At 38.7% G+C, this 13,984-nt stretch carries 12 protein-coding genes; all 12 read left to right on the forward strand.

Annotation, left to right across the window (positions count from 1 at the left end; all coding sequences use genetic code 11):
• Nucleotides 1-17 precede the first annotated feature (17 nt).
• On the forward strand, nt 18-1,001 hold the full coding sequence (locus tag OGI71_RS17000; protein WP_282250463.1) for a DUF6427 family protein: 984 nt from the start codon (nt 18-20) through the stop codon (nt 999-1,001).
• Between the two features lie 176 nt (nt 1,002-1,177).
• Nucleotides 1,178-2,506 carry a hypothetical protein gene (locus tag OGI71_RS17005; protein WP_282250464.1) on the forward strand — a complete coding sequence of 443 codons (1,329 nt, stop codon included), beginning with the start codon at nt 1,178-1,180 and terminating at the stop codon, nt 2,504-2,506.
• Nucleotides 2,507-2,510: 4 nt separating this feature from the next.
• Nucleotides 2,511-3,134 carry an LPS export ABC transporter periplasmic protein LptC gene (lptC, locus tag OGI71_RS17010; protein WP_282250465.1) on the forward strand — a complete coding sequence of 208 codons (624 nt, stop codon included), beginning with the start codon at nt 2,511-2,513 and terminating at the stop codon, nt 3,132-3,134.
• Between the two features lie 279 nt (nt 3,135-3,413).
• Nucleotides 3,414-5,519, forward strand: coding sequence for a SurA N-terminal domain-containing protein (locus tag OGI71_RS17015; RefSeq protein ID WP_282250466.1), 2,106 nt, complete (start codon nt 3,414-3,416; stop codon nt 5,517-5,519).
• A gap of 64 nt (nt 5,520-5,583) precedes the next feature.
• Nucleotides 5,584-6,129 carry a DUF2480 family protein gene (locus OGI71_RS17020; protein ID WP_282250467.1) on the forward strand — a complete coding sequence of 182 codons (546 nt, stop codon included), beginning with the start codon at nt 5,584-5,586 and terminating at the stop codon, nt 6,127-6,129.
• A 96-nt stretch (nt 6,130-6,225) separates the two neighbouring features.
• Nucleotides 6,226-7,011 carry a DUF3108 domain-containing protein gene (locus tag OGI71_RS17025; protein WP_223583759.1) on the forward strand — a complete coding sequence of 262 codons (786 nt, stop codon included), beginning with the start codon at nt 6,226-6,228 and terminating at the stop codon, nt 7,009-7,011.
• A 5-nt stretch (nt 7,012-7,016) separates the two neighbouring features.
• Nucleotides 7,017-7,580, forward strand: coding sequence for a DUF3109 family protein (locus tag OGI71_RS17030; RefSeq protein WP_282250468.1), 564 nt, complete (start codon nt 7,017-7,019; stop codon nt 7,578-7,580).
• Between the two features lie 50 nt (nt 7,581-7,630).
• Nucleotides 7,631-8,602: a polyprenyl synthetase family protein gene (locus OGI71_RS17035; RefSeq protein ID WP_120261403.1), complete on the forward strand. Its 972-nt coding sequence runs from the start codon at nt 7,631-7,633 to the stop codon at nt 8,600-8,602.
• A complete protein-coding gene (locus OGI71_RS17040; RefSeq protein WP_282250469.1) occupies nt 8,602-9,654 on the forward strand; it encodes a TerC/Alx family metal homeostasis membrane protein in 1,053 nt (350 codons plus the stop codon). The genes OGI71_RS17035 and OGI71_RS17040 overlap by 1 nt, the downstream gene beginning before the upstream one ends.
• Nucleotides 9,655-9,852: 198 nt before the next feature.
• Entirely contained in the window at nt 9,853-11,040 is a 1,188-nt protein-coding gene (locus tag OGI71_RS17045; RefSeq protein WP_282250470.1) for a C1 family peptidase, read from the forward strand.
• 112 nt (nt 11,041-11,152) lie between these two features.
• Nucleotides 11,153-12,391, forward strand: a complete 1,239-nt coding sequence (locus tag OGI71_RS17050) for a thioredoxin family protein (protein ID WP_223583754.1) — start codon at nt 11,153-11,155, stop codon at nt 12,389-12,391.
• Nucleotides 12,392-12,714: 323 nt separating this feature from the next.
• Nucleotides 12,715-13,953, forward strand: a complete 1,239-nt coding sequence (locus OGI71_RS17055) for a thioredoxin family protein (protein WP_282250472.1) — start codon at nt 12,715-12,717, stop codon at nt 13,951-13,953.
• Nucleotides 13,954-13,984 lie beyond the last annotated feature (31 nt).

Genomic DNA, 13,984 nt, shown 5'->3' on the forward strand with positions numbered 1-13,984 from the left:
ACTGTTTATCGCATACCATGATCATAAGTCAGTTCAGAAATTATACACCAATAAATATTTTATTTTTATCCCTTGTGGGGTTTGTATTGTGCCTTGGCATATTCTTGCACCTGCCGGATAAACTTGATTCTGTAATTTTTGAACCTGCTCTTGGGAATTTACTGGGTGAAAACAATTTAATCAACCTCTCCCCGGCAACAAACGTCTTTATCACACTGATCCTGACCATTTTTCAGGCAACGATACTGAATCGGATCACAAGCCATTTCAACTTACTGGGAAAACCTAGTTTTTTGGTTGCATTGATGTATATGACATTGGCCAGTTTATTTTTACCCTTTCTGGTTCTGTCTCCCACCCTTATCTGTAACTTTATTTCGATCTGGATGTTGAGCAAATTGCTTTCTCTCTATCGCCAGACGGACGTAAAGGCGGAAATGTTCGATCTTGGGATGATTGTTGGCATAGGAAGTCTGATCTACTTTCCTTTTTTGAGCATGTTCTTCCTCCTGTGGATCGCCCTACTTATTTTTAGACCATTCAATTGGCGTGAATGGATCACACCACTATTAGGGTTAGCTACAATCTATTTTATACTAGGGGTAATCTATTTATGGGTAGGAAAAATGGAATCGTTTTACACCATATGGTTGCCATTCACCTACAAATTCCCAACGGCTATTCGTATTCAATTATTTGATTACCTGGTATTAGTCCCTGTGCTTTTTACACTGATCCTCTTCTTGTTGATCCTCAAAGATAATTTTTTCAAGAGTATTGTGCATATCCGAAAATCCTTTCAGTTGTTATTTTTCATGTTATGCCTAGCTGTAGCCTCCTTTTATTGGAATAAGAAATTAACTGAGGCTCACTTTTTACTCTGTGCTCCACCGATTGCAATTTATATGGCCTATTACTTCACCTACGCCAAAAAGAAATGGTTTTTTGAAGTCGTGTATGCAATCATCACATTAACCATAATCTACTTTCAATTTTTCTAAACATTTGTACAACAAGCCTTTAACCTTTTTTAACAAAATCGGCTTAACAAGCTCACAAAAATTGAATAGTTTTGTATGCGAATAAAAGCAAAGAACATTTAATTACACGAGTCAAAAAACTCAAAGATTTCACAAAAACTAAATAAACATTAGTTTCTCAATTTTATAGGTTGACCATGCAGAAACGCTTTATAAGCTCTCTAAGAAATAAATCACTCCAACTGTTGTTAGCAGGTGGAATTTTAGCTAGTTCTACTACCGCATTTGCCCAAAAAACGACATCCGCTTCACCTTATTCTCAATTGGGGATAGGTCAGATACGTGAAGATTTATTACCTCAGTATAGAGCGATGGGTGGTATCAGTACGGCTATCCGTACATTAGATGGCATCTATTACAATACCAACCCGAGCAATCCAGCATCTTACTCCGCTGCGCGACTTAGTGTATTTGACGCAGGGCTGTATGGCAACTACACGCAATTAAAATCAACAACCAGATCTGCGAATACTGCTGATTTTGCATTTAGCCATATTACCATGACTTTTCCAATGCAAAAGTTTGGTGGTATAAGTTTGGGACTACTGCCGTTTTCGGATGTAGGCTATCGTACGAACTCACAGGAAAGCATTAATTCGGAAACCTTCAACAAGGTTTTTACGGGTGAAGGTGGCCTCACAAAAGCTTATGCAGGTTGGGGTGTGCGTGTTTATAAAGGATTGAGTATCGGTGCGAATATGTCATACCTATTTGGTACATTAAATGACTATAGCCGTGTTGAATTTCCTTTATCCTCTGGAGCTTTGAATCCGCAACGTCAAAATAAACGTGAAATCCAAGGTATTATCTTTGATTATGGTTTACAATACGAACAGCCTATAGGAAAAGAGTATGCCTTGACCTTTGGCTATTCGGGATCGCTGAATAACGATATAAAAGAGCGAACAACAATATTCGACACAAGGACTCAACCATCATCAGATCCAGACAATCAAAATATTCCAATAGATACAACCTATATGTCTGAGCGCACCAGCAGACATTTGACACTTCCATTAAAACACAATATAGGTGTTACCCTTGCACGAAATGGCAAATGGTTGGTTGGGGCAGATTTCAAATATGCAGATTGGTCAAGATTTCAGGTCAGAAATGGTGAGGGCGAGCTACGCAAAAATTATGGCGTATCAGTTGGTGGTCAGTTGACACCTGATAGATCTTCGCTCAACTATCTGAACCACGTAGATTATCGTCTTGGTTTTAGATACAACAAAACCCAGTATTTTCTAGCTGGTCAAGATATCAATGATATGGCCATAACGGTGGGTGTGGGCTTACCATTAGCCAGAACGCAATATTCAAGTGCTTTCTCGAAGATCAATTTCTCAGCAGAATTCGGCCAAATGGGTAAAGTAGCCAATGGTCTGTTACGTGAACGTTATATCAACTTCAATATTGGCTTTACGCTAAATGACCGTTGGTTTAGAAGAAATCAATTTGACTAAGATAATGGTACGCAAAGTATCTGCACTATCCATATTACAAAATATATCGCCCCTGGTAATTCAATTTTTGCTAGGGGCGCTCTTATTGACTTCCTGTGAGCCAGACCTAAAGGAAGTCGACCGGATCGCCAACTTAAAAAAAGAAGAAGCTGTAGACATATCACGCCATGTCGATGTCATCTATAGTGATTCAACCCGGGTTAAAGCGAACCTTACCGCACCCGAAATGCGGATCAAACACGATAGCACAGAAGTCTATGAGTTTCCAAAAAGCATAAAAATCATCTTCTATGATGAGAAACTAAAGGAAACCCAACGCATCACCTCTGACTATGCGATCAGGAAAGAAAAAGAGAAAATAACAGTCTTTACCAAAAATGTTATTGTCACCATGGCTGATGGATCTATTCTAAAAACGGAGGAAATCGTTTATGACGAAGGTGCAAAAGACCCCAATAAGACTTTTTACAATAATCTCCCTGTTACGGCATTCTTTAAAGACCAACGCGGTAACCTTTCGGGATCATCTTTTACTTCTGACAAGGATTTGCTACATGCCAATATACAGAATGCCACTGGTGTTGTCATCATCAAGGATAACAGTCTATTTCCATCCATAGGTAGATAGAGAGCGTATGTTATTTACTAGCCTAAAGATATGTACCTGCAAGTAGATCCTGTAAGCAACTCTGTCACAGATTTCTTAAAGGATATTACAGTCACCTGATCAAGACCATCTCCAATAAAAAATAGCGCAATACAAATACTTTTCAAATTTGTTTTATTACATTCAGGAAAATATTCCGTTTTTTTTTATAAAAATTGTATCTTGCACCGCATTTTGCTATGCTATGCATAAATTAACGAAATACAAGTATTTACACAATATAAACACAATAAGCAGACTATGGGATTAATGGGCTTTTTGCGTAACAAAGCTGGTGTCATCTTGACCGCAGCCATGGCTATCGCAATTTTAGCATTTTTACTAGGCGATGTCGTTCGAGGAGGGGCTCCTTTTTGGGCTAGACATCAAAATCGTGTAGGGGAAGTCAACGGAACTGAAATTGAATATCCTGCGTTCAACCAACAGGTAGAACAAGCAGAAGAAATGTTCAAACAACAAATGGGTGGCGCTGTTACTCCTCAAATGAGAACATACGCCGTACAACAGGTTTGGAATCAATTCTTATCCAGAGAAATCTTGAGAAAAGAGATTGAAAAAATCGGTTTGACAGTAGGTAGTAAGGAATTAAATGATCTAGTACAAGGTCCGAATCCTTCAGCTCAGATCGTTCAGGCATTTACTGACCCACAAACTGGACAATTTAACCGTGGTCAGTTGTCAACTTTTATAAGCCAAATCAACACAGCTGGCAACCAAGCCATGGCTGATCAGTGGGAAGCTTTACTTGAGGGTGTGAAAGATGAACGTCTAAGCAGCAAGTATGGCGAATTGCTTTCGAACAGTGTATACGTAACTTCATTGGAAGCAAACGAAGAATACCAAGAACGTAATAAATTGGCGAACTTCAAATACATTCTTTTAGACTACGCTTCTGTAAAAGATGCTGAGGCTAAAGTGACTGACGCCGATTTCCAAGAATACTATAATGAACATAAAAGCATGTTCAAAACACAAGAGGAAACACGCGCGATCCAATACGTTACAGTCGATGCAAAACCTCTTGCAAAAGATTCATTGGCAGTAAAAGAAGCTATTGACAAGTTAAAACAAGACCTTATTGTTGCAAAAGATGATTCATTATTTGCATCTATCAATTCGGACAACAAATATCCTTTCACGTATGTGAAAAAAGGCCAACTGAGTCCATCTTTGGATTCGGTAGTCTTCAATGTAGCTTCAGGTACTACGGTAGGTCCATTCCTAAGCAATGGCGCTTACGAAATTGCGAAAGTGGTTTCAACTGTCGTAGGGCCAGATTCAGTAAAGGCTTCGCATATCCTATTGGATGCTACTGCTGAAGGTGGTGTTGACAAAGCATTGGCAAAAGCTGATTCAATCAAAGGATTGATTCAAAAAGGAGATAACTTTGCAGCTTTGGCTATTCAGTTCAGCAGTGATCCGGGAAGTAAAACAAATGGTGGGGAGCTTGGTACTTTTACAAGGGGCCGCATGGTACCTGAATTTGAAAAAGCAGTATTTGAAGGTAAAGCTGGAGACATTAAAGTTGTAAAATCTCAGTTTGGTGTTCATATCATCAAAATTGAGAAACAAATCGGTACAGCAAAATATGCTAAGGTCGCTATCATCGATAAAGTCATCAATAGTGGTAAAGAGACTTTAAATAATGCACATAGTAAAGCCACAGCCTTCTTATCTGCCGCAACGGCTCAGAACTTCGCACAAGAGGCTAAGAAACTTGGCCTAGAAGCTAAAACTGCGTCACGTGTGACAGCAATGGACAATGTACTTGATGGTACAGAAGCTCCACGCGATTTAATAAAATGGGCTTTCGAAGCTAAAAAAGGTGACATCTCAGATAAGGTATTTGAAACTGAAACTTCTTATATCCTAGCGAGTTTGGTGAATGTGCAACCGAAAGGGGTACTTTCTCTGGACGCTGTGAAAAAAGATATCGAGCCTGCAGTTAAAAATATGGTTAAAGCTAAAGTCTTAAAAGAAAAATTTGGCAAAGCTTTAGCTGGAGCTTCTTCAATTGATCAAGTAGCTCAAAAAGTCGGCAAATCTGCTATCCACGTGGAGAATGTGGTATTTGCCAATCCTGTTATTCCTGGTGTAGCATTAGAGAACGCTGTAGTAGGTACAGTCTTTGGACTTCAACCAAACAAACCTTCTAAAGCAATTGAAGGAAATACAGGTGTGTATGTCGTACAGGTAAATGGTTTCACAAATCCATCAGCGATCTCTGATATCAACGGACAAAAGAAACAAATGCTTGCAGCTAAAGCGCAACGTGCTTGGGGATCTATTTTCCGTGCATTACAAGACAAAGCTGAAATCATTGACAATAGAGTGAAATTCTTTTAGAAGATTTTTAAGTAAATTTGTAGCCGGACGAATTATCGTCCGGCTTTTTTTTGATAGAATAGTTATGGAAATTCAAACAAATATTGTCAATAAAGTTGCACAAAGTGGATTAGTGACAGTTGATCTGGCAGATTATCATCCGAAGACCGACAATGTCCTATATGATATCAAGGAAAATTTGTTCCATGGTCTGATGTTAAGGGAAAAAGATTTCCGCGAGTTCATCAAAACACACGATTGGTCACAATATACAAATAAGCATATTGCCATAACCTGTAGCGCAGATGCTATTATCCCAACATGGGCTTATATGCTACTGGCAAATAAGTTAGAGCCATATGCGTCGACTGTTGTCTTTGGCGATTTAGATGAGCTGTTACGTATACAGTATGCCGCCGCCGTTGACCAAATTGATATGGAACAGTTTCGGGATCAAAGGGTAGTTGTTAAGGGCTGTGGAGATACCTATATCCCCGAATCGACATTTGTCCAATTCACGGTGAAACTCAGTAAAGTAGCGAAAAGTATTATGTATGGAGAACCTTGTTCAACGGTTCCAGTTTTTAAAAGAAGTCCTCAAGCGCCAAAAGCGACTGACAAACAAGCATAAGCAGCTGGCTCATGTGGGTTTCATCACCTTAAAAACACAATTTATTCTGATGAAATTAACATCTCTTTTTCAAACAATTTTCGTAAACTTACGTACATGAAACTTATATCGACATTGCTCCTTTACTTATCAGTTTTTGTAAGTACAGTTTTCGCTCAAGATTTACCCCATTTAAAGGAATCTGCATTTAAAGGTGGAGAGAAATTAAAGTATAAACTCCGCTATGGAATTATTTCAGCCGCAACGGGAACGTTGACTGTTGGCGATACGAAAGACGGATTTGGAAATCCCTCCTTTCATCTGTATGCCGCTGGTAAAACAGCAGGAGCTTTTGCCATCTATACCGTAAGAAACGAATACAACTCTTATATAAATAGCAAGACATTTTTGCCTTACTATTATACAGAAAACATCCGTGAGGGAGGCTACAGACGGAACGACAAAGTACGTTTCAATCAGGATACACATACTGTGGTCGGTAATAAAGGAACATTTACATCCAAGGTCGATCAGACCTTTGATTTACTATCGTCCTATTATTTCGCCCGCAATCTGGACTTAACTTCGGTCAAGCCTGGTGAATCCTTTAAACTGACTTACTTTCTGAATGATGAAATAGCCACCTTGGGCATACAGTATATTGGAATTGAAAAAATAAAAACGGAATTGGGCACATTGGAATGCCTTAAATTCAGTCCCGAAATTAAACCGGGACGTATCTTTAAAAAAAATAGCAAGCTTTATCTTTGGGTAACCAATGATGGTAACCGTATTCCAGTGAAGGCTAACGTCGATATTTTAATTGGCTCTGTTACCTTGGAACTTCTGGAAGCAAGCGGACTAAAATATAAATTGGGACAAAAAGCAAGCTACTCAAAATAATTAGAATGATTGAAGTAGGAAATGTGTTGGTACATGAAGATCTGATTAACAATGATTTTGTGTGCAATCTATCAAAATGTAAAGGAATATGCTGTATCGAGGGAGACTCGGGAGCACCTTTGTTAGAAAGTGAAAAGGCAATTCTGGAGGAAATATACGCCAAGGTAAAGCCTTATATGACAGAGAAGGGTATTGAGGCCATCGAAGAACAAGGGAAATATGTCATTGACGTAGATGGTGATTTAACCACAACCTGTGTTGATGGGCACAAGGAATGCGCCTATGTAACCTGGGAAAACGGCATTACCAAATGTGCAATCGAAAAGGCATATGAACTGGGTGAAATCCACTGGCGGAAACCTGTTTCCTGTCACCTCTATCCTATCCGTACAACGCATTATCCAGAATTTGATGTCCTTCATTATGACCGTTGGCATATCTGCAAAGACGCTTGTAGTTTCGGCAAAGAACTACAGGTGCCTGTATACAAATTTCTAAAGGATCCCCTGATCCGTACTTATGGAGAAGAATGGTACAAAAATCTTGAACAAGCAGTCGATGAGTTGTAACAAAATTACTATCTTTAAGCTTTAACTTTTTTGGTGTTTCATTCCAATTCATGTCAAAATTAACAGAGATCCAACGCCCTATTATCCACGAACTTGAAGCTTTTGAAAAGAAATTCAAAGCATCGATGAAAAGCTCCGTTCCCTTGTTGGATCGTATCACACAATACCTGATCAAACGCAAAGGCAAACAAATGCGACCGATGTTTGTCTTTTTCTCGGCAGGCATCTGCAATGGGATTAATGAATCTACCTACCGTGGTGCTGCTTTGGTTGAATTACTGCATACAGCTTCGCTTGTTCACGATGATGTCGTGGATAACTCTTACGAACGTAGAGGCTTCTTTTCAATCAATGCACTCTGGAAAAATAAGATTGCGGTACTGGTTGGTGATTTTTTACTGTCAAGGGGTTTACTACTTTCTGTAAAACATCAGGACTATCATCTGTTAAAAATTGTTTCGGAAGCGGTCGACCAAATGAGTGAAGGAGAACTGCTCCAGATCGAAAAAGCGCGTAAACTGGATATCGAAGAATCCATATACTTTGAGGTCATCCGAAAGAAAACAGCATCATTAATTGCTTCCTGTTGCGCCTGTGGATCTGCTTCATCCAATGCTGATCAAGAGACGGTAGAGAAATTGCATCAATTTGGAGAGAAAATTGGTATTGCTTTTCAGATAAAAGATGACTTATTTGATTTTGGTCTGGATGATGTGGGCAAGCCTCTGGGAAATGATATCAAAGAGAAGAAAATGACATTGCCGTTGATCCATGCCTTAAATCAGACAAGCTCTAGCGAAAAGCGGCGAATCATCAATCTGGTTCGAAACCATAACGAAGACCCCAAAAAGGTGGCTGAAGTTATTGATTTTGTCCGCAACAGCGGCGGACTAGCCTATGCAACAAACAAAATGCTGGAATATCAACAAGATGCATTTCGCATCCTAGAAGATTTTCCAGATAGCGAATACAAAGAAGGATTACTTCAATTGGTAAAATATACAACAGAAAGAAAAAAATAATGAGTCACGAATTAATGTTTTTTGGAGGTTTCCTGATCTTCATTGCACTGATGCTAGCAATTGACCTTGGACTATTTTCCAAGGGCGATAAACCCGTTAGCTTAAAGACTGCCGCAATTATGAGTGCTGTATGGGTATTATTCTCATTAGGCTTCTATTGGTTGCTCCGTCAGTATGGATTTGAATTGCATAATATCCAAGACCTAAACCATCTGCAGGAAGTCATTACAAAACATCATCACGATATTAAAATTATTCCTGGCGATCTTGCCGCAAGTTTAGCCGTCTATAATAACAACCTAGGCTTGGAATATTTAACAGGATATGTTGTTGAGTATGCGCTCTCTGTCGATAATATTTTCGTTATGGTGTTGCTCTTCACATCATTTGGAATTCCCGAAAAATACTACCATAAAGTTTTGGTATGGGGGATTCTTGGTGCCATCGTTATGCGGTTTCTATTTATATTCCTTGGCGCAACCTTAATCGCTAAATTTGGCTGGATTCTATATGTTTTTGGTGCATTCTTAGTATTCACAGGTGTTAAGATGTTTATCAATCGGAACCAAGAGGAAGAGGTCGATCCTCAAAACCACCCTGTTGTCAAATTTGCGTCTAAATATTTCAAGGTAACCCCAAAATTAGATGGTGGTCACTTTTTCCATATCGAGAATGGCGTGAAATACATGACACCTCTATTTTTGGTTTTGTTAGTGATTGAATTTACCGATCTAATTTTCGCAGTGGATTCCATTCCCGCAATTTTCTCGGTTACCAAAGATCCTTATGTGGTATTCTTCTCTAATATCTTCGCCATCCTCGGATTACGTTCCATGTTCTTCTTATTGGTCAATATTATCCATAAGTTCCAATATTTAAAAGTCGGGTTAGCTTTTCTATTGGTGTTCATTGGTCTGAAGATGTTATTACATCACTGGCTGGCAGAAGTCGGCTTTACAACGACGCATTCACTGATTGTGATCATCAGTATACTTGCCTTAAGTATTATCGCCTCGCTACTCTTTCCAAAGCATAAAGAGATTGCCGAATAAACATAAAAGCAAAGGGTCGTAAAAATTACGACCCTTTGCTTTTCAATATTTTAGCCTAGTTCGTACTCCTCCTGTCTCGTGACAAAAGGACCTAAATTATAGTTCATTTTTAAGAACAATTATTTTACAGAGGAATTTGCCTTACTAAATTTTATTTATTTAATTTAGCACCACTTTAAATTAACAAAATACTAACAAATGAATTGGAATAAATCGATTGTACTAGCTGCCTCTCTTTTTGCAGCTTCATTCCAAGTACAAGCACAGGACAATTTGATCAATGCCCTAAAAGCAAATCAAAATGACAATAGCAAATCTGGATTTACATTTACAGAAGTTATCAATTTAGGTAATACTTCGATCAAGAATCAAGGTTCTTCGGGTACATGTTGGTCTTATTCAGGAAACTCTTTTCTAGAATCCGAAATGATCCGTATGGGTAAAAAACCTGTTGAGATTTCTCAGATATATACAGCACGTAATACGTACTTAGATAAAGCACGTACTTATGTACGTCTTCACGGTGGATTATCATTGGGTGAAGGTGGTCAATTTCATGATGTATTGAATTCATTCCGCAAATATGGCACAATGCCACAGTCAGCTTATACAGGCCTTCACTATGGTACCACACTCAACAACTTTGGTGAAATGACATCAATGCTTGACGCGATGTTGGGCTCGATTGTAAAAGGTAAAGGTTTAACTCCAAACTGGGAAAAAGCCTATACAGCAGCAATGGACTCTTACCTAGGTGAAGTTCCTGAAAAATTTGATTACAATGGCAAATCCTATACACCACGCACCTTTGCTGACCAGGTAATTGGCATCAATCCAGATGATTATGTTGGTATTGCTTCAGTTACTGACCACCCCTATTATAGCCAATTCGTTCTGTTAATCCCAGATAACTGGTCATTTGATCGTTTCTACAATGTTCAGATGAATGATTTAACAGATATCATTGACAACGCGCTGCAAAAAGGTTATACTGTCGCTTGGGCAACTGACGTTTCAGAAAAAGGATTCTCCTGGAAAAACGGTGTTGCTTATGTTCCAGAAAAACCGTTCGAACAAATGAGCGATCAAGAAAAATCGAGCATGTTCGTTGGTCCTAAACCAGAAATGAAGATCACGCCTGAAGAGAGACAAAAAGCTTTCGACAATTGGCAAACAACAGATGATCATGGTATGCATATCGTTGGTCTGGTAAAAGATCAAAATGGTAAAGAATATTATATTGTTAAAAACTCTTGGGGAACATCCAACGACTACAAAGGCTACTTGTACGCATCCAAAGAGTTTGTACGCTACAAAACAACTTCTTTGTTGTTACATAAAGATGGTCTTGCAAAAGATTTAAAATCGAAGATAAATATCAAATAAGCGATTTATCCATCGTTTAAAACACCTCTGAAATTAATATTTCAGAGGTGTTTTTGTTTTCAGATTAATTTGATAACTTAAACATAATTATGAATCTAGTTGTTCAGTGAGTATGAGAAGTATAATCGCATTATGCCTTGCAATTTTATTTGGGAATTTAGCACATTCCCAGACCAAAGGGGTGAAATTTGTAGAAGGATTAAGTTGGAAACAGGTCAAAGAAAGAGCGAAGGCAGAAAATAAGTTTATCTTCGTTGAACTTTTTGCGACATGGTGTGGCCCCTGCCAGTATATGAGTAATGAGGTGTTCCCCTTGGAACAAGTTGGTCAGCCCATTAATCAAAATTTCATTAGTATCAGGGTCCAAATGGACTCCACCGAAACGGACAATGCTGCCGTCAAAAAGTGGTATGCTGATGCCCGAGCTATTTCCAATGAGTACAATATCCAATCTTTTCCAACTTTTTTGATTTTCAATCCAAACGGAGAAGCTGTACACCGGATTGTTGGCGCAAACGATGCACCTGAATTTGTCAGCCATGTGTCAGACGGACTGTATCCCGAAACACAGTATTATACCCTGTTAAAAAAATTTGAGAAAAGACCTCAGGACATCTACACCGCCAAACAGATGTTAAAAGCAGCAAATATCGCTTATGACGAAAGCACCGCACGTAAAGCCGAAAATACTTTAGCCAATTCTTTGGGTACCGATGAGCTTTTTAAAAAGGAAAACGTCCATATTCTTCTGGCGGCAGCCAAGTTTACAAATTCAAAAGCCTTTAACCTGATCCGCAACAATAAAGAAAAAATAGATATTTTGCTGGAATCACCGGGGATCGCAAATCGTACGCTCGCGAATGTGGTTGTTAATGAGCTTTTCCTGATTAAAATAGATGCCAAGCATGAACCCAACTGGGATAGTTACCAGAGTGAGCTGTCAGCAAAATATCCGGATATAGATTTCGTTCCGATGTTTAAAAAGATCAAAGCACATTATTATCTTCAGGTCAAGAATTACGTGGCTATGAAAAACACCATCAATGATTACCTATCATCAGAGGATTTCACAGCACATCAATTGAACACCTTTGCCTGGACGATTTTTAATAACAGCAGTGACCCCGAATGCATCGACGCAGCGATCAGCTGGAGCAAAAAATCTATCATAGAAGATCCCAGCTCTGCATTCTTAGATACATACGCCAACTTACTTTATAAAAAAGGTGAAAAAGAGAAGGCAATCAAGTGGCAAAATAAAGCCATAGAGATGGCCAGTGACGACGATCGACCAATCTATCAGGAAACATTGGACAAAATGACCAAAGGGATACAAACCTGGGAAAATTAAATATTGACGAGAAAGAGGTCTATTTCTTTTCTGATAGGGTTTTGAGTGGGAATAAATTTAAGTCACTAGATTCCTCAATTTTTTATAACACGAACTTCAGGGATCCCGTACCTGACTTTTTAAGCATATACTCATGCAGAAAATCGTCGCTCAGCAGCTGGGCGACAAAAGTCCGTGAAGCCCATTTTTTGTTGGTCGAGCTTCAATTCAATGAGATCACCACTTAATTTTTCAAAATAGTAAACTCCCCGATTAATTTTTTTATAAAACTTTTCTTGATAGTGATTTTATTCAGTAAATTAACACCTAAATATCAACGGATTATGAGAAAATTAATTTTAATGCTATTCTTGGTTCCAACATTACTATTCGCTCAGAGCGAGGGTGTAAAATTTGAGCATGGCCTCACTTGGAATCAAATCAAAGAAAAAGCAACCAAGGAAAACAAATTTATTTTTGTTGATTGTTTCACCACTTGGTGCGGCCCCTGCAAGTACATGACAAGTACAATCTTCCCACAGGCGAAGGTGGGTGATTTCTTCAATGCCAAATTTATCAATGCCAAAATCCAAATGGATAAGACTAAAGAGGACAATGAAGAAGTAAAATCCTGGTACACTGAAGCAGATCGTTTTGCCAAAGACTATAAAGTAGTAGCCTATCCTACTTTCTTGATCTTTGATTCAAAAGGCAATCTTGTACACCGTATTGTAGGCGGTGGTGATGCGGATGGCTTTATTGCTAAAGCCCAAAAAGCACTGGATCCAAACACCCAATATGAAACCCTATTGGCAAAATTCAATGCTGATCCACAAAATCCAACAATTGCAAAAGCTATGGCTGCGGCTGCAAAAGATGCTTATGATAAAGAAACACAGGCAAAAGCTGAGGGCGTAGTATTATCTTCGCTATCAACAGACCAGATCTTTACAAAAGACAATGTGGAATTATTGCTTTCTTCGGCGAGCATTAAGGATTCGAAAGCATTTAACTTGATAAAAGATAATCCTGCCAAGTTTGACGCCATCAGTGAGAAGGTTAAAGCAAATGATTTCTTAGCTAAACTATTGATCGGTGAAGCTGTCAATACCAAAATACAGGCTAAAGAAGCCGTAGATTTTGCTGCTATCGAAAAAGAACTGGCTCAGAAATACCCTACGGTCAATACCGAAAAAGCGAGCTTGGAAATGCAACCTCGTTATTTCTCTTATACCAAAAACTATCCTGGATTGAGAGACAGCTTTAACAAGTATATTGCCAAATACGGTTCGACAATCACTGCAATGGAATTAAACCAGATGGCTTGGTCTATCTTTGAAAACTGTGATGATCCAGCTTGTTTAAAAGCGGCTTCAGAATGGAGCAAATTATCACTGGAGAAGGAAAAAGATACACCGATGTACCTTGATACCTTTGCCAACCTACTTTATCGTCTAGGTGACAAAGATCAAGCAATCAAAACACAAGAGAAAGCGATCTCATTGTTGACTGCAAACGATAAAAAAGAGGATTATGTAGCAACGCTTCAAAAAATGAAAAAAGGCGAAAAAACTTGGGAATAAGTAATATTCTGAAATAAAAAAGTCCAGATCA

The organism is Sphingobacterium sp. ML3W, from assembly GCF_029542085.1.
Lineage (GTDB): Bacteria > Bacteroidota > Bacteroidia > Sphingobacteriales > Sphingobacteriaceae > Sphingobacterium.